Origin of the sequence: Streptomyces sp. NPDC046881, from assembly GCF_040645015.1 — a bacterium.
Classification (GTDB): Bacteria; Actinomycetota; Actinomycetes; order Streptomycetales; family Streptomycetaceae; genus Streptomyces.
In genome coordinates this window covers 267,298-287,486 of sequence record NZ_JBEYXJ010000001.1, presented here as the reverse complement: position 1 = coordinate 287,486, position 20,189 = coordinate 267,298, and the positions used below count along the sequence as shown (strand labels likewise).

19 protein-coding genes and 2 pseudogenes are annotated in these 20,189 nt (G+C 70.4%); 15 read left to right on the top strand and 6 right to left on the bottom strand.

From position 1 onward, the window contains the following. Positions 1 to 85 precede the first annotated feature (85 nt). Positions 86 to 1,108, top strand: coding sequence for a LacI family DNA-binding transcriptional regulator (locus ABZ923_RS01325; RefSeq protein ID WP_361465171.1), 1,023 nt, complete (start codon positions 86 to 88; stop codon positions 1,106 to 1,108). Positions 1,109 to 1,177: 69 nt separating this feature from the next. Here ABZ923_RS01325 and ABZ923_RS01320 read toward each other — a convergent pair whose 3' ends face one another. Further along, positions 1,178 to 2,149, bottom strand: coding sequence for an expansin EXLX1 family cellulose-binding protein (locus ABZ923_RS01320; protein WP_361465168.1), 972 nt, complete (start codon positions 2,147 to 2,149; stop codon positions 1,178 to 1,180). A gap of 155 nt (positions 2,150 to 2,304) precedes the next feature. Here ABZ923_RS01320 and ABZ923_RS01315 point away from each other — a divergent pair, with 155 nt between their 5' ends. After that, on the top strand, positions 2,305 to 2,862 hold the full coding sequence (locus tag ABZ923_RS01315) for a GNAT family N-acetyltransferase (protein WP_361465165.1): 558 nt from the start codon (positions 2,305 to 2,307) through the stop codon (positions 2,860 to 2,862). A 75-nt stretch (positions 2,863 to 2,937) separates the two neighbouring features. Here the strand turns inward: ABZ923_RS01315 and ABZ923_RS01310 are convergent, their stop codons facing one another. The 3 genes from ABZ923_RS01310 to ABZ923_RS01300 form a co-directional block, all read right to left on the bottom strand. Further along, positions 2,938 to 3,375, bottom strand: a complete 438-nt coding sequence (locus ABZ923_RS01310; RefSeq protein WP_361465162.1) for a cupin domain-containing protein — start codon at positions 3,373 to 3,375, stop codon at positions 2,938 to 2,940. Between the two features lie 37 nt (positions 3,376 to 3,412). Continuing rightward, entirely contained in the window at positions 3,413 to 4,141 is a 729-nt protein-coding gene (locus tag ABZ923_RS01305; RefSeq protein ID WP_361465159.1) for an SDR family oxidoreductase, read from the bottom strand. Between the two features lie 338 nt (positions 4,142 to 4,479). Beyond that, positions 4,480 to 5,601, bottom strand: coding sequence for a PP2C family protein-serine/threonine phosphatase (locus ABZ923_RS01300; protein ID WP_361465157.1), 1,122 nt, complete (start codon positions 5,599 to 5,601; stop codon positions 4,480 to 4,482). 193 nt (positions 5,602 to 5,794) lie between these two features. On the opposite strand from ABZ923_RS01300, the gene ABZ923_RS01295 reads away from it, so the two are divergent. After that, a complete protein-coding gene (locus tag ABZ923_RS01295; RefSeq protein ID WP_361465154.1) occupies positions 5,795 to 6,673 on the top strand; it encodes a GNAT family N-acetyltransferase in 879 nt (292 codons plus the stop codon). Between the two features lie 15 nt (positions 6,674 to 6,688). Here the strand turns inward: ABZ923_RS01295 and ABZ923_RS01290 are convergent, their stop codons facing one another. Continuing rightward, on the bottom strand, positions 6,689 to 8,599 hold the full coding sequence (locus tag ABZ923_RS01290) for a S9 family peptidase (RefSeq protein ID WP_361465151.1): 1,911 nt from the start codon (positions 8,597 to 8,599) through the stop codon (positions 6,689 to 6,691). A gap of 263 nt (positions 8,600 to 8,862) precedes the next feature. Here ABZ923_RS01290 and ABZ923_RS01285 point away from each other — a divergent pair, with 263 nt between their 5' ends. The 8 genes and pseudogenes from ABZ923_RS01285 (at position 8,863) to ABZ923_RS01250 (ending at position 15,951) form a co-directional block, all read left to right on the top strand. Beyond that, positions 8,863 to 10,209, top strand: coding sequence for a phosphatase PAP2 family protein (locus ABZ923_RS01285; protein ID WP_361465148.1), 1,347 nt, complete (start codon positions 8,863 to 8,865; stop codon positions 10,207 to 10,209). A gap of 521 nt (positions 10,210 to 10,730) precedes the next feature. Continuing rightward, positions 10,731 to 10,978: pseudogene (locus ABZ923_RS01280) on the top strand (4-hydroxy-2-oxovalerate aldolase); the annotation flags it as partial. Between the two features lie 212 nt (positions 10,979 to 11,190). Next, the gene (locus ABZ923_RS01275) at positions 11,191 to 12,276 is read left to right on the top strand and encodes an alkene reductase (protein WP_361465146.1); all 1,086 of its coding nucleotides are present in this window, start codon (positions 11,191 to 11,193) and stop codon (positions 12,274 to 12,276) included. 171 nt (positions 12,277 to 12,447) lie between these two features. After that, a complete protein-coding gene (locus ABZ923_RS01270) occupies positions 12,448 to 12,969 on the top strand; it encodes a MarR family transcriptional regulator (protein ID WP_361465144.1) in 522 nt (173 codons plus the stop codon). A gap of 46 nt (positions 12,970 to 13,015) precedes the next feature. Continuing rightward, complete coding sequence (locus ABZ923_RS01265; protein ID WP_361465141.1) at positions 13,016 to 13,255, top strand: hypothetical protein; 240 nt, start codon at positions 13,016 to 13,018, stop codon at positions 13,253 to 13,255. After that, complete coding sequence (locus ABZ923_RS01260) at positions 13,255 to 13,632, top strand: fic family toxin-antitoxin system, toxin component (protein ID WP_361465138.1); 378 nt, start codon at positions 13,255 to 13,257, stop codon at positions 13,630 to 13,632. The genes ABZ923_RS01265 and ABZ923_RS01260 overlap by 1 nt, the downstream gene beginning before the upstream one ends. Positions 13,633 to 13,642: 10 nt before the next feature. Further along, positions 13,643 to 14,068 (top strand): hypothetical protein, encoded by a 426-nt coding sequence (locus ABZ923_RS01255; protein WP_361465135.1) that lies wholly within the window; start codon positions 13,643 to 13,645, stop codon positions 14,066 to 14,068. 128 nt (positions 14,069 to 14,196) lie between these two features. Further along, positions 14,197 to 15,951, top strand: a complete 1,755-nt coding sequence (locus ABZ923_RS01250) for a CHAP domain-containing protein (protein WP_361465132.1) — start codon at positions 14,197 to 14,199, stop codon at positions 15,949 to 15,951. A 72-nt stretch (positions 15,952 to 16,023) separates the two neighbouring features. Here the strand turns inward: ABZ923_RS01250 and ABZ923_RS01245 are convergent. Then, positions 16,024 to 16,390: pseudogene (locus ABZ923_RS01245) on the bottom strand (SDR family NAD(P)-dependent oxidoreductase). On the opposite strand from ABZ923_RS01245, the gene ABZ923_RS01240 reads away from it, so the two are divergent. From ABZ923_RS01240 to ABZ923_RS01225, 4 genes are all read left to right on the top strand, one after another. Beyond that, a complete protein-coding gene (locus tag ABZ923_RS01240; RefSeq protein WP_361465130.1) occupies positions 16,317 to 17,342 on the top strand; it encodes an SAM-dependent methyltransferase in 1,026 nt (341 codons plus the stop codon). The pseudogene ABZ923_RS01245 and the gene ABZ923_RS01240 overlap by 74 nt on opposite strands. 155 nt (positions 17,343 to 17,497) lie before the next feature. Further along, a complete protein-coding gene (locus ABZ923_RS01235) occupies positions 17,498 to 18,631 on the top strand; it encodes an NAD(P)/FAD-dependent oxidoreductase (RefSeq protein WP_361465128.1) in 1,134 nt (377 codons plus the stop codon). Positions 18,632 to 18,793: 162 nt separating this feature from the next. Further along, the gene (locus ABZ923_RS01230) at positions 18,794 to 19,255 is read left to right on the top strand and encodes a nuclear transport factor 2 family protein (protein ID WP_361465125.1); all 462 of its coding nucleotides are present in this window, start codon (positions 18,794 to 18,796) and stop codon (positions 19,253 to 19,255) included. A 125-nt stretch (positions 19,256 to 19,380) separates the two neighbouring features. Beyond that, entirely contained in the window at positions 19,381 to 19,926 is a 546-nt protein-coding gene (locus ABZ923_RS01225) for a hypothetical protein (RefSeq protein ID WP_361465122.1), read from the top strand. Positions 19,927 to 20,189: the final 263 nt, after the last annotated feature.

Here is a 20,189-nt window from a genome sequence, read left to right as displayed (position 1 = left end):
ACCAGAACCCAACTGATTACTTGCGGAAGCGGTGTTGCCCGGTTCGCGGGCCCGTAAGATCAGTGATCTCGTGGGGGAGGTGGTCATGGTCAAGCGACGCCCTGGTACGCCGACGCTGGAAGAGGTGGCCGCCCATGCCGGGGTGGGGCGGGGCACGGTCTCCCGAGTCATCAACAATGCGGCGGGCGTCAAGGAGTCGACACGCCGGGCCGTGCAGCAGGCCATCGAGGAGCTGGGGTACGTGCCGAATCTCGCGGCCCGCTCCCTGGCCGGGCGGCGGGCCGACGCCGTGGCCCTCGTCCTCACGGAGCCGGACTGGAGGCAGTTCGCGGAGCCGTTCTTCTCGGAGATCGTCCGCTCGCTCGGAGACGCGTTGGTGGACACCGGGATGCAGCTGCTGCTGACCCTGGTCCGCTCCGAGGACGAACGGCAGCGCTTCCTGGAGTACGCCCGTGGCGGCCGTGTCGACGGCATCCTGTTGATCTCCGTGCACGCGGGCGATCGGCTGCCGGACATGCTCGCCGAGGCACGGTTGCCGACCGTGCTGCTGGGGCGCCGTTCGGGCGACGAGTACGTCAGCTATGTGGACGCGGACAACGCGGGCGGTGCCCGAAGCGCCGTCTCGCACCTGTTGGAGCGGGGCCGTAGAACGATCGCGACCATCACCGGCCCGCTCGACATGTACGCCGCCCAGTCCCGGCTGCGCGGCTACCAGGATGCCCTTGCGCTGGCCGGGCTGAAGGTCACGCGCTCCTTGGTGGCCGAGGGCGACTTCACGGAGGAGAGCGGGCGCCGCGCCATGGCGGAACTCCTCGAACGGCACCCGGACATCGACGGCGTCCTCGCCGCGTCGGACACCACGGCGGTCGGGGCCCTGCACACACTGCGCGCGGCGGGACGACGGGTGCCGGAGGACGTCGCCGTGATCGGTTTCGACGACTTCCCGCTGGCGCAGAGCACCCAGCCGCGCCTGACCACGGTACGTCAGCCGCTGGAGGAGATCGGGCGGGCCATGGTCAGGCTGCTGATGGAGGAGATGGAGGAGCCGGCCGTGGCTTGGCGACACGTGATCCTCCGTACGGAACTGGTGGTCCGCGAGTCGTCCTGACCTGGGCCCAGGCCGGCCGGCGGGGGAGGGGCGCCGACAGAGCCGGCGGCTCCCGTGCGCGAGCGGCGGTCAGTGCCGGGCGAACTGGACCCGGGTGGGCTGTGCGACGTTCGGCCGCAAGGCGATGCCGCTGACGGTCAGCTGTTCCCCGTAGACGTCCGTGAGTCTGATCGCGCCGCCGCATCCACCGCCGTCCGCGGAGACGAAGTAGTTGTAGTCGGTGCGGGGCAGCCGCCGCCAGCCGCCCGCGGTGCGGACCTCCAGCCGTGCGACGGGGTTCCGGTGGCCGATCGCCTGGATGCCGCACCAGTAGGCGCTGGACCCGGTCTTGTACCTGAGGGAAATCGTGTCCGACGTGCTGGGGCTCACCAGGCTCCAGGTGATCGGAACCCGGCCGAGCTGGGGGGCGGCGAGCTTGGCGAAGGCCTGTTCGCTGAGGTCGAGTTGCCCGGGTGCGCACGGCAGTGGGCACTCGTTGGTGATGCGCACCGTGACGGAGGCGCCGTTCGCCGCGCGGACGCGTACGTATGCGCCGCACGCCTTGGATGTCTCGTAGTCGGTGGTGTTCATCGCCGCGATCATGAGGTCGTTGCTCGGTCCGAACAGACAGGCACCGTCTCCGTTGCCGGCCTTGTAGGAGGTGGCGACGCCTCGGTAGGTGGTCCCGGGCTTGATCCGTCCTGCGAGCGACGCCGTGCCGGACGCCGTGCGCGGGGGCCGCGGGGTGTGCGGGGCCGAGGGATTCGCCGTCGCCGTGGTCGCGGCAACCGTCGGGGTCCGTGGGCCGGTCGGGGCCGTGGAGCCGGTCGGGGTCGCGGAGCCGGTGGGGGAGGGGGCGCTCGTCCCGGCCGCCGTGGTGGCTCCCACTCGAGGGGTGGTGACGGATGTGGCCGCGGAGGGCGGTGCCTCGGCCTGACGGTCGGGGCGCAACGCCACGACCAGATAGGCGAGAAGGCCCGTGGAGACGAGCCTCAACGCGGTGCCCAGCATGATCCTGCGTCTGTGCCTGCGCTGCCGCGCGGCCTGCCGTGCTGTCTGCATACCCGTCCGTTCGGGAGATCGAGTCGATGGTGCACTCCTTGGTGACCGCAGGAGGCGCAGAGGTTGCCGGCGAATTCCTGGGCGGGGTGCGGACCAGTGGCGAGAAGGCGTTGCAGGCGGGGACGGGCGTCGTACGGCTGTGCGAAGATCGCTGCGTGAATGATCTACGCGTCCGCGCGGCCACCGAAGCCGACTTGACTGCCCTGGTCCGTCTGCGCGACGACGCGGCACGCTGGATGCTGGCCCACGGCATCACGGGGCAGTGGCGTCCGGGAGAGCTGGCCGAGGACCACTTCCGCCGGGTCATGGCACACGGCGAGATCTGGCTCACGGAGATCGACGGCCGCGTTGCCGGTGCCTGGGAGCTGTGGTGGGAGGACGAGGCCGCCTGGGGTCCGCAGCCGCCCGTGGCCGGATACGTGCACCGGCTCATGGTGGACCGGCGCGTCGCCGCGCCCGGGACGGGGAGGCTGCTGCTGAGTGCGGCGGAACGCAGAGTGGCCGAAGTGGGACGGACATCCGTGCGCCTGGACTGCCTGGCCGACAACGCCCAGCTCAACGCCTACTACCAGCACGCCGGTTACCGCGTCGTGGGGCACAAGGAAGGCAAGCCGCAGCCGAGCGGGCCGGCCAAGTCCTTCACGCTGCTGGAGAAGGAGCTTCGGACGGCAGCCCAGGACCGGACCGGCGAGTCCGCTTCTGGCCGACGGTGAGAACCGCTGCCCATGGTGCGCGGCTGCCGTGGCCGGGGCGGACGGTCCGGCGCGTGCGGTGTCCGCGGTGTCGAGTCAGCCTTCGGAGGGACGCGGGGCGCGCTTGTGCGCCCGTTCCTTCAGCTCCTCCTCGTCGACCAACGTGAGCATCGGCTGACCCGGCGCGCACAACATGGTCACCACGAACTTGGTCGACGCGTCCGGCAGCGCATTGCCGTCCTGGTAGTGGATCACGTCACCGCCTGGCTCCCAGAACGTTCCACCGGCCTCGACCACACGCTCTGGCTCACCCTCGAGTTCGAACCGGAGCGCGCCCTCCATCACGTAACCGAACGACGGGCCCGAGTGGCGATGCGGAGGGAGCCCGGGGTGACCGGGCGGCCAGTCGACGAGGATGGTCATTCCCGAACCGCCTTCGGGAAAGAAGGGCGGGGTGACCTCCTGCAACAACTTGACTTCGGGCGGCAGGGAGACCTGGGCGGCGCTCCCGTGCCCTGGGTTCTTGTCCGACATGTACCACACCTCCGTAAGCCCTCCGGAAATGGACGATTCAGGACAACCAGTCGGTGTAGCGGGTGGGGGCGAGGTGAGCGTTCCTGTCGGTGAGGACGTCGCCCTTGACGGCGGCGAACATGCCGGCGGTGGGGTCGGTCACGACGGTACGGTGGTCGCCCTTGTGGGCCAGGGTGATCCGCCCCACCTCGTCCAGGGTGAAGACCTCGGGGCCGGCGATGTTGCGGATGCCGTTCAGCGGGGCTCCTTCGGCGACCTCCGCCACTGCGGCGGCCACGTCCCTGGAGGCGATCGGCTGGATCGGCGTGGCGGGCAGCCGGACGGTGTCGGCGTCAGCGGTCCACGACAGGACCGCGTCCATGAAGTCCATGAACTGCGTCGCCCGGACGATCGAGTAGGGGATCGGTCCGGCCGCGAGGATCTGCTCCTGGAGCACCTTGGCCCGGTAGTAGTCCAGCTCCGGCACCTGGTCGACGCCGACGATCGAGAGAATGACGAAGTGGCCGACGCCGCCCTTGTGGGCCGCGGCCAGAAGATTGTCCATCGAGGTCTGGAAGAAGCCCAGGGAGGCCTCGTCGAAGGTCGGGGAGTTCGTCAGGTTGACGACGACGTCCGCTCCCGCCGTCGCCTCCTCCAGTCCCTGACCGCTGATGATGTCGACTCCGGTGGACTTCGAGTGCGGCACCGCCTCGTGCCCGGCCGCGGTCAGGTTCCTCACGACCTGCGACCCGATCAGCCCGGTACCGCCGATTACTGCGATCTTCATGACATGCCTTTCCTGGTGATTTCATACGCAATATGGCACATGAGCCGTTATGTGGATGCAGCATGAAACGGTTCGTCGTGATGGACCCGGAGGGCCGGCGTCATGCGAGACGTGGGACCATCCGAACCCCTCAGCCCCTCGGTCGCGGAGCCGCCCCGCCGCCTGCCGGCGCACCGCGCGATCCGTCCGACACCCGCCGCCTCGGACGGGCAGGCCGGCCTCGACACCGACGGGCAGAAGCAGGACGTGCACGGGAGCCGTCGCCGGCTCGTCGAAGACCCGCCGGTGCAGGTCCGACGTGTTCGGCTTCGGGTGGACGAAGCCCACCGTGCCGGAGATCAGACTGCCAGGCGGCGGATCGCGACTGCGGCCGCGTCATCGTTGAGGTGTCCGTGGACGTGGGCCAGGAGGTCGTCCCGGAGACCGCGCAGGAGTTCGTCGGGGTCGTCCTTGGTCCACTCGGGCACCCGTTCGGTGAACGGGTAGAAGACGCCGTCGGCATCGCGTGCTTCGATGAGGCCGTCCGTGTAGAGAAGCAGCAGGTCGCCGACGTCGAACGGGAACGTCTGGACGTCGTAGGCGGCGACACCGAAGGGGCCGCCGAGTCCGATCGGAAGGTGGCTCGCCTCGGGCACCAGTGGGGTGAGGTGAGTCCCGCGCAGGAGCAGTGGCGGCGGGTGGCCGCAGTTGATGAGGTGGACGACCGGATCGTGGTCGGGGATGTCGAGCAGGATGGCGGTGGCGAAGTCCTCGTTGGTGTCCTGCTCCGCCTGTGATCGCCACTGGCTGGTGTCCCAGCGGAACGCGGCGTCGAGGTGGACGGCGAGGCGGGGCAGGGTGGCCTGCCGATGGGCGGCTGCCCGGAAGGCGCCGAGCAGCAGGGCGGCCTTGTTGATCGCGGCCAGCCCACTGCCGCGGACATCGCCGATGAGGAGCCGGGTGCTGTGGTGGTCGGTCCGTGCGGCCGCGTACAGGTCTCCGCCCAGAGCGGCTTCTTCCTCGGCGGGGATGTACAGGCCGGCGATCCGCAGCGGGCCGGTCCGGGCGGGCAGTGGCTGCAGGAGCACGCTCTGCGCCGCCTCGGCCACGGACCGGACCTGGTGGAGCTGGCGTTCGCGCCGGTCCCGGACGACGCAGATGCCGACACAGACGGCGGAGACGACGATCAGAGCAGTGATCTGCGCCTGGATGTTGGCGGTGGGCAGGACCCCTCTGAGCACGCTGATCAGCACCTGGGCCGCTACCGCGAGCACTCCCATCAGCGCTGTCACGCGGGCGCCGGCGAACGCAACCGTGATCGCCGGCGCCGCCACCAGCAGCGGCCCGAGGTGGATGCGCGGCGGAGCCAGCACGTCCACTACGCAGACCATGACGATCAGCCCCAGTGGAATCACCATCAGCGCGGGCGTGTGACCCGGCTGCCAGGAACGCCGGAAGTCCCGCCATGATCGGAAGGCCATGGTCCAAGCCTTCCACTCACCTCCGTGTACGGGAACACGCCGCTCCGGGGGCCGGGAACTGCTGCCTGGGCTGCCGGGCCGTCGAAGCAGTGCGTCGAGGGCGGAGTGAGGAGCGCCCCGGCAGCGGAAAAGGTCGCATCTCGTTGTCGCGCAGGGGGTCGGAAATCGAGGCTTGGATCAGGGACGATGAAGCATGCGCCCGGATGACTGGCATCTCACCGAAGACATCGACGAGTTCCTCGCCCGAGCCGGCGACTTCCTGCGTTCGCGTCCCGCCCTGCACAACACGCCGCTGACGGTGCTCGAGAGACTGCGCACGCGCGGAGCGGACGCGGTCGACGCCGGAGCCACCGTCCTCGGACGGCTGGAGTCAGGGGGTGAAGTCCGCGCCATCTTCTACCGCCTCGCCTCCCAGCGCGTGACCCTCACCCCCCTCACCGCCGCCCAGGCCGACACCCTCGCCGCCCGCCTGGCCGACCTCGGCCGCCCGGTGTCCGGTGTCACCGCGGACCACGACACCGCCACCACGTTCGCCGAGGCATGGCAACGGCACACAGGCGCGGCAGCCGTAGCCCACTGGTGGGGCCGTCTGCACCGTCTCGGCCCGCTCACCCCGCCGGAGCCGCACCCAGGGGGCCGGGCTCGGGTCGCGGAGACGCACGACCATGAGCAACTCATCCGGTGGTGCAACGAGTTCGCCGCCGACGTCGGAGAGGCGCCCACCTTGGACGCCGACTCCTGGCCCGCCTCACGCTTCGCCGACAAGCACTTCACGTTCTGGGAGGACCCGGACGGCACACCCGTCTCCATGGCCGGCTCGACGTCGCTGGTCGGTGGCATGATCCGAGTGGACCCCGTCTACACCCCGGCCCACCTCAGGGGCCGCGGCTACGCAGGCGCCGTGACCGTCGAGGTGAGCCGCGCCGCGCTGGCCGCGGGCGCGACGGACGTCGTCCTGTTCACCAACCCGGCCAACCCCACCAGCAACGCTCTCTACCAGCGCATCGGATACGTCCCGATCGCCGACTTCACCGGCTACGGGTTCTCCCAGGAGGCGCGAGAAGCCGGTTAGGAACGCGCGGAACGGTCAGAGCATCGCGGGGCGCCGCCACTCCTTCCCGAGAACATGGTGATCGAGGAAGCTCAACACCGTCTCGTACATGATCCGGACATGGTTCGGTGCCCCGATGGTGTGCCCCTCGGTCGGGAAGTGCAGGAACCTGACCGGCACTCCGAGCCGCTGGAGATCGCTGTGCAGGCTGAGCGCTTGGCCCATCGGCACGCGGTGGTCCTTGCCACCGTGCACCAGCAGCATCGGCGTCGCCATCCTCGCCGCGTGGAAGTGGGGCGAGTCGGCCTCGTACCGTTCCCGCTGGGTCCGTGGGTCGCCGAAGATCTTGCGGAAGTAGGCGTGCATGTCCGTGTCGGTCTGCAACGCCTCCAGGTTCCACATCCCGGCGGCGGAGACGATCGCCTTGAAGCGGTCGGTGCGGGTTGCTGCCACGTTGGCCAGGTAGCCGCCGTAGGACCAGCCGGCGAGGGCCGTCCGGGTCGCGTCGAGGTCGACGCGTGCCAGTGCCGCGTCCGTCAGCGCGACGACGTCACGGTAGGGCTGACCGCCGTACTGTCCCCGGCCGCGTTCCTGCATCCGTTGGCCGTATCCGGTGGACAGGGCCGGGTCCGGGAGCAGCACCGCGTACCCGCGGGCCGCGAACGGCCAGGGGTTCCAGGACCACGTCCAGGCGCTCCAGGACGCCTGCGGTCCACCGTGCGGGACGACGAGCAGGGGCGCCGGGCGTTCGGGCGAGGCGCCGTCGGGCAGGACGAGCCAGCCGCGCAGCGGGAAGCCGTCGTCCGCCTGGGCGCGCACCTCGGTCAGCGTGCCGGGAAGCGAGCCGAGGTCGCCGGGGGCCTGGAGGCAGGCGGGTTGCTGATCGGGCGTGACGGCGTCCAGGCGGACCACTCCGGGCGGGCTGTCGATCGCGCTGCGCAGCGCGTAGAGCGTGGTCCCGTCGGGTGTGACACAGAGCGAGTCGTAGGCGCCGGAGGCGGTCAGGCGGGTGATCGTGCCGTCCGCGTCGCGGCGGAAGACCGGGCAGTGCCCCCGCTCGTCGCCGGTGAACCACAGCGTGGCGTCTCCGGGAACCGGCGAGGGGACGGGCCGTCCCGGCCACGGCCAGTTGTCGAAGTCCGGCAGCAGGTCCGTCTCCTCGCCGGAGCCCAGGTCGAACGATACGAGGGTGACGCGCCACTCGGTGTCGTACGTCTCCTCCCGCTGGCGCTGGCAGACCAGCGCCGAGCCGTCGGCCGTGAACGCCGGGCGGTAGTACTGATGGCCGGGGCGGGAGAAGGCGCGGCGCCGAGCACCGGTGGCCGCGTCGGCTATCACCACGGTGTTCGTGTCCGGAACCCGGCCGGTGGCGGCCCGGGTGTAGGCCACCAGCGACCCGTCGGGGGACAGGGCCACGTCCGCGTCGCCCGCCAGGCCCTGGCTGCCGGCGCTCACCCCGGTTCCGCCGGAACGCAGGACGAACGTGTGGGGTTCGTCGGGCCCGAGGGCCGCACCCCAGGCACCGGCCGTGGTCTCCTCGTACAAGGCCGCGGTGACCATGGCCTCCTCGCGCTCACGGCGGAATGCGGCGTACGTCGCCATGTCCGCCGCATCCGGCAGGAGATCACCGGTGTACGCGACCGCGTCGGCATGCGCGGCGACGGTGAAGGCGTATATACCCCCGGGATGGCGGGCGATCCGTCTCGCCTCGCCGCTCTCGGACAAGGCCCACAGCGAGTCGGTGCCGGGTTCCTCTCCGGTCGCGTCCCCGCCCTCGCGGCCGGAGAGGAACAGCAGCGTCCCGTCGGCAGCGAACGCGGGATCGGAGTCACCCTCCACGGATCCGGCCAGGCGGCGGCTCTCACTCTCGCCCGAGGGATCGACCTCCCACAGCGTCGCAACGCGACCGGTCCCCTCCTCGTTCACCGACTGCACCGACGCGATCAAGCGCGCCCCATCAGGCGCCGGCACCAGGCCGGTCAGACGGGAGTGTGCGGCTAACAGGTCATGGAACGCGACGGGGTCGTTCCGGTCGTAGATCACGGCGATCATTCTGCCTGCCGGTCCCTGGACCCCGGCCTCGGGGATCGCGGAAACATGGCCGTGCTGCTCAGATAACATGATCCAAGTCATGACGAGTGCATGAAGATCGACTCATTCGGATAACAACTAACAAATCGGCCTGAGAATTGATACCTCTTACTTCGCGGGTGTTTTCGCGCAAAAACGGAAGAACCGCCTTCGCCGCGTGGCGTGAACCACGGGTGGTGCTGTGGACCGTGGCGGGTGTGACGGCGCTGGGATTCCTTGTCGCGCTGGAGATCGCCGCGCGTCGTTACGGTATGCCCGGGCCGATCACCAACCAGGCGAAGGAGGTGCTCCTTCCGCCGAAATCCGGCCCCCTGCTGTACGCGGGGATGGCGCTGATGATGGTGGTGCTCACCTGGCGTGAGCGTGTGATCGCCATCGCTGCCGCCGTCGGAATCGACCTCGTCTTCCTGCTGGTGCGCTGGACGACCGACGTCAAAGTTCCGGCCGGCCACGGCCACCCCTTCGGCAACGGTGCGCTGTGGGTACTGCTGGCATACGCGGTCATCGCCGTCACGCGCCGTACGGGTCGGGAGCGCATCCTCCTGCTCAAGGGCGTCGGGCTGGGCCTGCTGCTGGTGGCCGGCCGCAAGACCGGCGACACCTGGCTGCTGATCACCTCCAAGACGCGTCCACTGGTCCTGGACCAGTACGTGGCGACGGCCGACCACGCACTGGGCAACCCCTCCTGGCTGGCGGGCCGGCTGGTCAGGGCCACCGGTACGGTCGGCGCGCACGTCCTGGACTACGTCTACATCCAACTCGCGGTCGCCGCGGTCGTCGTGGCCCTCTACCAGCTCCGCAACATCGCGACCGAGCGCCGCTTCCCCCGCCACCACCTGGTGCGCACGTTCCTGGTCATCGGGCTCCTCGGCCCGGGCATCTACATGATCTTCCCCGTGGTGGGCCCGATCTTCGCCTACGGCGGCGACGGCGGGCACTGGGCCGTGGCCCACTTGTGGCCGGACACCCCGGCACCGATGCACACCCCGCATCCCATGTCTTTCGACCAGATCACGCCCCGCAACTGCATGCCCAGCCTCCACACGGCCTGGGCGACCGCGATCTTCCTGCATTCCCGCAGCGGCCCGCGCATTCTGCGGTTCGCGGGTACGTTCTGGCTGATCGCCACCCTCGGCGCGACCCTGGGATTCGGCTATCACTACGGCGCGGACATTCTTGCCGGAGTCGTGTTCACCCTCACCATCGAAGCGGCGTTGCGTTCACTGGCACGCGGCTGGGACCGGGCCGGAATTCAACTGGTCGCCCATGGCGCGACGGTGTTCACGGCGCTGTTGCTGTCCTACCGCTATCTGCCGGTGCAGATGGCCCGGCACCCGTGGCTGTTCGGTCCCCTGCTCGTCCTGGCGACGGCCTCGGTGGTGTACGGCTACCTGCGCACGACGAGGCTCTGGCAGCCCGCCCTGGTCCCCGTGCCGCAGCCGGAACCCCAGCCCGAACCGGTCTGATCGTCCAGCCTTCGGCTGGGGGGAGAGCGGGGAGGAGGAGAAACCTGTCCGGGTGTGAAGACCAGAGGCGCGGCGGTGGGCCGGGTTGCCGCGCGGGCGCCCCGGGGGGTAAGCGGGGGGAAGAGTGCTTCGGCGTGGCGGTGGCGCACGGGCCTCTGGAAGACCGGGGGAGAGGGCCGAGGGCGGGGTCGGGGAGGCGGTTCGCGAGCCTGGTCGCGACGAGCCGGTCACACCGACGGAAGCAGACCTCGGGGCAGAGGTGAGACCGACCTCGTGACCGCGCACGTGGATCCGGCGGTCAGGCTGCCCTGAGGCGTTCCGCCTCGCCCAGCCGTCGGGCGGTTTGCTCGCACCGTGGGTGCGGCGGGCTCACGCCGTGCTCCTGGCCGCCAACTGGTTCGCCGCCTCGCGGACCAGGTGCGCGTGCAGTCCGGACAGCGCCACCAGGGCGACGGCGTCACCGTTGATCTCCCGCTGCCCGAAGAGCCCGCCGGTGCCCGCGATGCCGTAGGCCGTCAGGTGTGGACGGCGTCCGCGACCGCCTGCGCGCCTACCGCGACGTGCTGCCCCCCCGACACGGAACTGGGCATCCACGCCCACCACAACCTCGGCCTGGGTGTCGCCAACTCCCTGGTCGCCGTCGAGCACGGCGTCACCCGCGTCGACGCCTCCCTCGCCGACCAGGGCGCCGGAGCCGGCAACTGCCCTATTGAAGCCTTCTCGCGGTCGCTGCGCTGATGGCTGGCAGCACGGCTGCGACCGGTTCCCAGCCTGGAGATTGTTCGAGCAAGAGACTGGTGGAGGCGGCCTCGACGGCGCTCGTCCTGTTGCTCAATCCCCCTATTTTCACCGACCGTCGCTTGCTATGTGACGCAGGCCACTCTTCCTCGGGGAAGAGGCGCGCCGAATTACCTGTTCGGACAAGTAATGACTCGCGGACTCCCCGTGCAGCCCACTCCTCCCCCGAGAGAAGAGATGACGATGTCGAAGGTATTCGAGCCCTACGAGCTGGGCGGCAAGCGCCTGGCCAACCGTCTGGTCATGGCGCCGATGACCCGAAGCCGCGCCTACGGCCCGGGCCAGAGCCCCATGCCGCTGATGGCGGACTACTACGCGCAGCGCGCCTCCGCCGGGCTGATCGTCACCGAGGGCGTCCAGCCCTCCAGGGTCGGCCAGGGCTACCCCGACACCCCCGGTATCCACACCGCCGAGCAGGTCGCCGCCTGGCGGAAGGTGACCGACGCCGTGCATGCCCAGGGTGGCGTGATCTACCTGCAGATCATGCACACCGGACGGGTCGGACACCCCGCGCTGACGGGTCTGCAGCCCGTCGGCCCCTCCGCCGTCGCGGCAGCCGGGCAGGTGTACACCCACGAAGGCCCCCAGGACTTCGTCACCCCGCACGAACTGACCGACGCGGAAGTCCGGGACACCGTCGCGGACTTCGCCACCGCCGCCCGCAACGCGATCGAGGCCGGTTTCGACGGAGTCGAGCTGCACGGCGCCAACGGGTACCTCATCCACCAGTTCCTCGCCCCCAACAGCAACCGGCGCACCGACGAGTGGGGCGGCAGCGTCGAGAAGCGCATCCGCTTCGCCGTGGAGACCGCCAGGGCCGTCGCCGAGGCCGTCGGCGCGGACAAGGTCGGCTTCCGTCTCTCCCCGGGCAACCCGTTCAACGACATCGACGAGTCCGACATCGCCGACACCGAGGCCACCTACACCGCCCTGGTCGAGGCCCTCGCCCCGCTGAACCTCGCCTACCTGCACCAGATGGAGGCTCCGGGCGTACGCGACCTGACGCTCCGCCTGCGCAAGGCATGGCCGACGACCTTCATCCTCAACCCCTTCACCGGCCGGCAGCCCACCGGACCGGCCGAGCTGGAACTCGTCGAGAACGGCACCGCCGACCTGCTCGCCTACGGCGCCCTCTTCCTCGCCAACCCCGACCTGCCCGCACGCCTGGCCAAGGGCGGACCGTTCAACACCCCCGACCCCGCCACCTTCTACGGCGGCGCCGAGAAGGGGTACACCGACTACCCCACGCTGGCGGAAGCCCGCGCCTGACGGTTCCGCGACGGACCCGAGCCCACCCGGCATGCCGCACCTGAGCAGCACATACCCTGTGCTCTCAGGAGGCGGACCCGAGGGCTTGCCCGCGGGAGCCGGCCCCGGTGCCGGCCCCCGCGGCCCGCCCCGGCAGGGACGGCCGCACGGGAGAAAGCAGAAGGCAGCACCATGGAATCCGAGGCAACGCCCCAGGTCCCCGAGACCGGGGAACTCCCCGAGGCCGCACGCCGCGGACCGATCAGCCATACGATCTTCCGGGTGGCCCGCCTGCACCGCATGCTCGCCGGCCAACTGCTGCGCGAGGTCGGTCTGCACCCGGCCCAGGAGCTGGTCATGATGCAGCTGTGGGACCGCGGCCGGATGCGCCAGACCGACCTGGCCCGGCACGTCGGCGCCGACGCCGCCACCATGACCCGCACCATCCAGCGCCTGGAGAAGGCCGGCTTCGTGCGCCGCGTGCGCTCCACCAGCGACAAGCGCTCCGTCCTGGTCGAGCCCACCGCCGCCAGCCAGGCCCTGCGCCAACAGGTCGAAGACCTCTGGGCCCGCCTTGAGGACTACGTCGCCGGCGGCCTCACCGACGCCGAACGCGGCGAGACCGTCGCCGTCCTGGAACGCCTCGAAGCCGCCCTCGCCGCCCACGTCAGCGACCCCGAACCGGCCACACGCCCCGGCACGCCCGACGTCTGACCGGGGATGCGGGTGCATGCTTGGTAACAGCTGTTACCATGCCGGTATGGCGAAGACACAGCTGGGCGCGCGCGTGGACGAGGACATCGCGGAACTCGCGAAGAAGCGCGCCGCCGACCTCGGACTGAGCATCGGCGACTACCTCGCCCGGCTCGTGCAGGATGACGCCAGTGGCCTGCGCGCCCGCGCGGTGGACGCGGCCGCCCGGTTCCTGGCCGACCACCAGGCGATCTTCGACGAGGCCGAACAGGCCCAGCAGACGCCTCCGGGAACGCGCGCGGCCTGATGGAACTGCACATCGACGTCCCCTGGATCCTGCAGGTCGCCGAGGCCGCCGGCGCGAACGACCCAGCCCCCGAGGACTACGGCGTTCCCGTCTGCGCGGTCGCCCGCCACCGGGCCGAGCTGTTCGAGCAGCCGGTCTACGACGGCCCCTACGCCAAAGCCGCCGCCCTGGTGCACACGCTCGGCCGATGCCGCTGGCTGGAGCGCTCCAACCTCGCCGTCGCCGCCGCCACCGGCGTGATGTACCTCGAAGCCGCGGGGATTCCCGTCAAGCCCGCCCGCGAGGACGCCATCGCCCTCAAGGACCTGCTCCTTGACCCCACCTGCACCGCCGGCAGGATCGCCGTCCTGCTGCGGGCATGGCCCACCGCCACCTGACTTCGGCCTCATGACGCGCGCTTGGATCTTGCCGGTGCTGCTGGTGCCGTGCGGCGCAGTCGTTGCGACGGCATTGCTGTCCAGCGGGACCCTCGACGCAGCCGCAGCGCTGCCGCTGGTGTTCGTACTGCTCGCAGGCCCGAACTCGCCGCTGGTCGTCCCGAAGTCGCTCGGGGCGTCGGAGGAACAGCACCTCAGCGCGGTCGACGGCCGGCCGATCGTCTACTGGCGCCCCGGCTGCAAGTACTGTCTGCGACTGCGCATCCGGTTGGGGTGCAGCGCCCGTCAGTTGCACTGGGTCGGTGTGCGGTCGGCCTGCACGACGACGGTCGGTACGGTCTCGTCGCCGTCGTTGGCCGCCCTCACCGCTGCGGCGCCGGCCGGGTCGCGCCAGATGTCGGTCGGATGCGGGACCCCGCCACCGGCGATAGCATGAACACAGCGGCCGCGCGAGCCCAGTCAACCGGTGGCCGAATTCCCCTGGCGTTCCTTTCCTTCCTTCGTGCGCCTTCGTGTTCCCTCGTTCTCTGGGCCCGCAGACTGCGGGAAGGGAGATAGAACACGATGAGTCAGACGGACACCCTCATCGCCGTGGAGAAGGCCGAAGTGGGATACCACGAAGGTTTCTCGAACGGCCACTACAACAACCACCAGAAGTTTTCCCCCGCCGTTCCCGGGCTGGAGTGGTCGCAGAACCAGGCATGGTGTCAGACCTTTCAGTCCTGGGCCTTCCAGCAGGCCGGCCTGAAGAGCCTGGCACCCGTGACCGCCTCCTGCCCGACTGCGGTCAACTGGTACAAGAGCCGCGGCAGGTTCTCGTTCTATCCCGCCATCGGGGCGATGGTGTTCTTCGGCCACGGCGGAGGTGAACACGTCGGAATCGTCTACAAGTACGACGCGGATTACGCGTACACCATCGAGGGGAACACCAACGCCAACGGTTCGTCCGAGGGCGACGGGGTGTACCGGAAGAAGCGTGCCCGCCGGGGCAGCAATCTCTACGGTTACGGGCTGCCGAAATTCGCGGAGGGCATCGTCACGGCCGACCCGGGTCTGAAGAACAAGCCCGGATACACCTATATGGCCGCCGCCTCGTCCCGTGAGGCCGAACCCCTGCCCGTGGCAGAGGCCGAAGAGGCGCTGCCGTGGGTGTCCTCGTACCAGCTCACCTGGGCGGCCACCCACCCCACGGCCGCGGAGCAGACCGTGGGGAACGGCTCCGGCCCCACGGCAGACGACGTCGCCCACGTACAGCATGCGTTGGAGAAGGTCCTGGGCGTCGCCCCGGACGACCCGCACTCCATGTTCGAAGCGGAGACACAGGAGCTCTTCGAGCGCTTCCGCAAGGAGAAGCTGGGCTACGGCGAGGCGGACGGCCACGGCGTTCCCAGTACGCGGGAGCTGGTCGAACTGGCCAAGCAGTCAGAGCTGTTCAACGTCAGAGCGGGTTCGTCCCCGGCCGCGGAGCAGCCCTGGATCAGCTTCAACCAGGTGGTCTGGGCCTCGACGCACAGTGCCGAGGAAGAGCAGGAGCAGCCGGACGGAAAGGCCGGCCCGAAGGCCGACGTGGCTCGGGTGCAGGAGGCGCTGGAGAGGGTCATGCACACGGTCGTGGCCGATGAACGCGGGATCTTCGAGGCCGCCACCCAGGACCTCTACGACGAGTTCCGTCGTACGGTGCTGCACTTCTCCGGCAGTGACGCCGCCGGGACACCCGGCGTGCAGTCGCTCACCGAACTCGGGGAGATGGCCGGGCTGTTCCGGGTGCACACCGGTTTCCCGGTCGACGGATCGACGGATGGCACCGGCGTCGAGGCCATGGGCCAGCTCGACCCGAAGCAGGTGACCTTCCACCGGTACGTGCCCCAGGGAAAGCTGGAGGACTGGATCGCTCAGGCGTGCACGGCGGCCGGAGTCCAGGCGAGCCGCTACTGGGTGAAGGGCTTCAAGACGGCCGTCGCACGCGAGTCGTCCGGCAACCCCAACGCCTGCAACACGTGGGACAGCAACGCCAAGACGCCTCCCGGCTTCAGCAAGGTCAAGGACTTCGGGGACGGCTATCTGCGCGACGGGCGGATCGTCAGGCTGAACGGCGCGCTCACGCCCTTCCAGTGCTCCCGGGGCATCGTGCAGTGCATCCCACAGACCTTCGCCCTGCGTCACGCTCCCGGTACCTCGGTGAACATCTACGACCCCGTGGCATGCATCGCCGCCGCGATGCGGTACGTCCGCAACAGGTACGGCGTCGCCATCGACGGTTCCAACCTCGCCAAGAAAGTCCAGCAGTTCGACCCCAACCGGCCTCCCCGCGGCTACTGACCATGCGCCACCGGGGGGCCCGGGTGATCCCGGGCCCCCGCCGACGTACGACCGCTGCCAGGGAAGCGACCCCTACCAGGGAAGCCGGTCCGCTTGGTCGAAGTAGCCGCCGGTCGGGCCGTCCGGCCCGAGTTGCGCCATCCGGACGACGATCTCGGCGCCTTGCTCGACGGTCTGCACGCCCTGGTGCCGGTTCAGGTCCGTCGCGGTGTAACCGGCCTCCACGGCGTTGATCCTCATCCGCGGGAACGCCTTGGCGAACTGCACGGTGAGCATGTTGACCGCGATCGAGCTGCACGAACCGGGCTCCCAGCTCGGCCGCGGCGGCCGTACCCCGCTCGACGCTGCGCGCCCCCAGCCAGACGGTGTGGCCCGCGGCGACCAGACGGCGGGCGGTCTCGTGGCCGAGGCCGTTGTTGGCCCCGGTGATCAGGGTCACGGGCCAGCCGGGCGGTGACCACCATCCCCCCGCTGCCGGCCATGGGGCGGACCGCCCTGGGACTGGCCGCCGAACGGAACTGCGAAACCAGCCGCACGGATCGACTGTTCGCCGACCCACTGGCCGAAGCCTTCCTCCGCGCCGCGGCCGACCACGGTCCCGTCCCGCGGCCGACCACGGCCCCGTCCCGCGGCCTCCAGCGCGCCAGCCGGAGAACGGAGCCGTCAGCGACGCACTCCGCAGGTTCCTCTCCGTGCGCACCTGGTGGTTCGACCGGCAGCTCCTGGCCGCGGCACGGTCGGGCTGCCGGCAGGTGGTCCTGCTCGGCGCGGGACTGGACACCCGGGCCTTCCGGCTGGACTGGCCGCCCGCGACGAGGATGTTCGAACTCGACGGCGGCGAGGTGCTCGCCTTCAAGAACCACGTGCTCGCCACAGAGCGGGCACACCCCAGGTGCGGCCGCGAATCCGTCCCGGTGGATCTCACCACCGCCTGGGCCCCCGCGCTGATCGAGACCGGCTTCGACCCGGTGCTCGCCACCGCCTGGCTGGCCGAGGGGCTGCTGATGTATCTGGACCGCGCCGGACTCGACCGGCTGCTGGCGAGCATCACCGAACTGTCCGGCCGCGGCTGCAGGTTGGCGGCGGAACACGGCAACGCGGCACTGCACCGGCTCCCGTTCATGCAGGACATGGCCCGGCGCCGCGCGGCACTGGGGATCACCCGCAAGTCGAGCATGGAGGATCCGCACCGGTGGCTGGCGGAACACGGCTGGCGGGCCCAGGCGGCCGACCCGATGACACTGGCCACGGAGACCGGACGCCGACTACCCGACGAACTCGACCCGAGACGCGGCTCCACCGCACGTCTCTGGCTCACCATCGCCCACCGCATCGGTGACGCACAGCACCTGGCCGACGTACGGGACAGGCCTGGTGTGCACGGCGGTTGAAGATCGTGCCCTGTGTCCTCTCCGTCGCCGCCGTGTCGGTCGCCTGTCGGGAGGTGTCGCCCCGGTGTCGGCGGCTTGTCGGCCGGGGGAGGGAGCTTTCTGGGTGATCCCGCCGGGTGCCCATCCGGCAGGCGTACGACACACAGGGAAGCACCATGACCACTGACGTCACGATCATCGGCGCCGGGCTCGGGGGACTGACTCTCGCCCGCGTCCTCCACGTCCACGGCATACCGGCCACGGTCTACGAAGCGGATGCCTCGTCGACCGCCCGCGCGCAGGGCGGGATGCTCGACATCCACGAGCACGACGGCCAGCCGGCACTGCAGGAAGCGGGCCTGTACGACGAGTTCCGCAGCCTCGTCCTGGAGGGCCGCCAGCAGATGCGGATCCTCGACCGGGACGGGACCGTCCTGTTCGACCAACCCGACGACGGCACGGGAGGACGTCCCGAGGTGCAGCGCGCCGAGCTGCGACAGATCCTGCTCGACTCGCTCCCGGCCGGCACCGTCCGGTGGGGCCGCAAGGTCACCGGTGCCCGTGCGCTCGGCGAGGGCCGCCACGAGGTGACCTTCGCCGACGGGGGCACCGTCGTCACGAACCTGTTGGTCGGCGCGGACGGCGCGTGGTCACGGGTTCGGCCACTGCTGTCCGCCGCCACACCCGCGTACACCGGCACGTCGTTCGTGGAGACCTACCTGTTCGACGTCGACACCCGGCACCCGGCCGCGGCGAAAGCGGCCGGCGGCGGCTCGCTGCTCGCGCTCGCGCCGGGCAAGGGCATCCAGGCTCACCGGGAGAGGGGCGGCACCCTGCACACCTACCTGGCGCTGCGTAAGCCGCAGGACTGGTTCGCCGCCGTCGACTTCACCGATGCCGACGCGGCCACCGCACGGATCGCGCAGGAGTTCGACGGATGGGCGCCGGAGCTCACCGCGCTGATCACCGACAGCGACACCGCGCCCGTCCTGCGCCCCCTCCACGCTCTGCCGGCCGAGCACCGGTGGGACCGGGTACCGGGCGTGACCCTGCTCGGCGACGCCGCGCACCTCTCGGCCCCGAACGGCGAGGGTGCCAACCTGGCCATGTACGACGGCGCGGAACTCGGCAAGGCCCTCGCCGCGCATCCCGACAACGTGGAAGCCGCCCTCGCCGAGTACGAGCAGGCCATGTTCCCCCGCAGCACCGCGGCCGCCGCCGACGGCACCCGGCTCCACGAGCTTCTCTTCGGCGACGACGCACCCCACGGCCTGATCACCGCGTTCGTCGAGGACGAGCAGAACCCGTGAGCCGTCGGCACCGGGTGCCGGCGAAAGTCTCCGAAGTCCTCGTCGATCTTCGCATAGAGTGCGGTCCACGGGATCTCCAAGTCGGGTGTCACAACCGGGCCTTGTCCCGTGGCCCAGCGCTCGAATGCCGTCCGCACGTCGACCGAACGGAGTCCAACAGCCATGCCGGACACAACCCCGGCCGACCTCGGCCCCCGGGAGATCCTGGCCCGCTACCGGCAGGCGATGCTCGACAAGTCCGCGGACGACCTGGCCGATCTGTACGCGGTCGATGCCGTGCACGAGTTTCCCTTCCTCTTCCCCGGGATGCCTGAGCGCTACCAGGGACGCGAAGAAGTGCGCGCGGGCTACCGAGCGGCCTGGGGCGCGAGCCCGGCGCAGCCGAAGGAGATCCACGAAGTCGCCGTGCACGGAAGCACCGACCCGGAGGTGATCGTCGTCGAGCAGATCGTCTCCGGCACCGTGACCACGACCGGCCGGTCCTTCAGCTTCCCCGGCCTTCTCGTGATCCGGGTCCGGAACGGCCGGATCGTGCATGTCCGCGACTACATGGACGGGCTCGGCGTGGCGCACGCGATGGACCGCCTGACCGCCGTGACCGCGAGCCTCAGCAACGGCTCGTGAGTCGACCCCGGGGACCCTGGCTCGTCCTCGACTGATTTCGGTGTGATGCCGGGCGGCACTCCGGGTACCGCGGTATCCGTACCCGCTCACCCGCGAGGAACCCCGGCAACCGAAGGAGACCGCAGATGACCGCCCCTCCGAAGTCCGGCGCGCGCCGGCGTCACGACACCGGGCTAGGTGTCGACGTGAAGCTGCTCGGCATCTATCTGAACGACCATCTCGCCGGCGCCACCGCCGGCACCGAACGCGCCGCCCATCTGGTGCGCGGCTCCCGGGGTTCCGCGCTCGGGCGCGCACTGGAGCCCGTCGCGGCAGAGATCGCCCAGGACCGGACGACGCTGATCGGCATCATGCGGGACCTCGGCGTCCCCGTGCGCCGCTACAAGGTGTGCGCGGGATGGGCGGGCGAGAAGGCCGGACGGCTGAAGCCGAACGGCCGCCTGGTACGCCGCTCCCCGCTCGGCGTCCTGGTGGATCTGGAAGCGCTGCGGCTGGGGATCGAGGGGAAGGCGGCCGTTTGGCAGACCCTGCGCCGGCTCAGCGAGACGGAAGAACGCCTGGATCCGGCCCGGCTCGACGCGCTGCTCGAACGGGCCCGGCGACAGCAGACGACGGTCGAGGAGTGGCGGGTCCGCCAGGTGGAGGAACTGCTGCACGGGACGGCAGGATGAGCCGCCGCCGTCCCGAGGCACCTGAGGGTCGGCGGCAGGGGCAGAAGGGGCCGCGGGCTCGGAACGTCGTCCGCGGCCGACCATGCGAGCGTAGCGGGACGAGGCGGTTGCCCTTCGGGGCAGCCGCCTCGGCGCACTGGCCGGCGGACGCCCGTGCAGCCGCGGCGGTGAAGGCATCAGACCTGCGGTGATCGGGGTACTCCGGCAGCTCACGGGTACGCGTGTGCGGCGCCCTTCTGTCGGCGCACCAGTGGGCAGCACTT

Excerpts from the sequence above, each read along its gene's own strand:
- ABZ923_RS01325 (WP_361465171.1), top strand. The coding sequence starts at position 86 with ATGGTCAAGCGACGCCCTGGTACGCCGACGCTGGAAGAGGTGGCCGCC.
- ABZ923_RS01320 (WP_361465168.1), bottom strand. The coding sequence starts at position 2,149 with ATGCAGACAGCACGGCAGGCCGCGCGGCAGCGCAGGCACAGACGCAGG.
- ABZ923_RS01310 (WP_361465162.1), bottom strand. The coding sequence starts at position 3,375 with ATGTCGGACAAGAACCCAGGGCACGGGAGCGCCGCCCAGGTCTCCCTG.
- ABZ923_RS01305 (WP_361465159.1), bottom strand. The coding sequence starts at position 4,141 with ATGAAGATCGCAGTAATCGGCGGTACCGGGCTGATCGGGTCGCAGGTC.
- ABZ923_RS01300 (WP_361465157.1), bottom strand. The coding sequence starts at position 5,601 with ATGGCCTTCCGATCATGGCGGGACTTCCGGCGTTCCTGGCAGCCGGGT.
- ABZ923_RS01295 (WP_361465154.1), top strand. The coding sequence starts at position 5,795 with ATGCGCCCGGATGACTGGCATCTCACCGAAGACATCGACGAGTTCCTC.
- ABZ923_RS01275 (WP_361465146.1), top strand. The coding sequence starts at position 11,191 with ATGTCGAAGGTATTCGAGCCCTACGAGCTGGGCGGCAAGCGCCTGGCC.
- ABZ923_RS01270 (WP_361465144.1), top strand. The coding sequence starts at position 12,448 with ATGGAATCCGAGGCAACGCCCCAGGTCCCCGAGACCGGGGAACTCCCC.
- ABZ923_RS01265 (WP_361465141.1), top strand. The coding sequence starts at position 13,016 with ATGGCGAAGACACAGCTGGGCGCGCGCGTGGACGAGGACATCGCGGAA.
- ABZ923_RS01260 (WP_361465138.1), top strand. The coding sequence starts at position 13,255 with ATGGAACTGCACATCGACGTCCCCTGGATCCTGCAGGTCGCCGAGGCC.
- ABZ923_RS01255 (WP_361465135.1), top strand. The coding sequence starts at position 13,643 with ATGACGCGCGCTTGGATCTTGCCGGTGCTGCTGGTGCCGTGCGGCGCA.
- ABZ923_RS01250 (WP_361465132.1), top strand. The coding sequence starts at position 14,197 with ATGAGTCAGACGGACACCCTCATCGCCGTGGAGAAGGCCGAAGTGGGA.
- ABZ923_RS01235 (WP_361465128.1), top strand. The coding sequence starts at position 17,498 with ATGACCACTGACGTCACGATCATCGGCGCCGGGCTCGGGGGACTGACT.
- ABZ923_RS01230 (WP_361465125.1), top strand. The coding sequence starts at position 18,794 with ATGCCGGACACAACCCCGGCCGACCTCGGCCCCCGGGAGATCCTGGCC.
- ABZ923_RS01225 (WP_361465122.1), top strand. The coding sequence starts at position 19,381 with ATGACCGCCCCTCCGAAGTCCGGCGCGCGCCGGCGTCACGACACCGGG.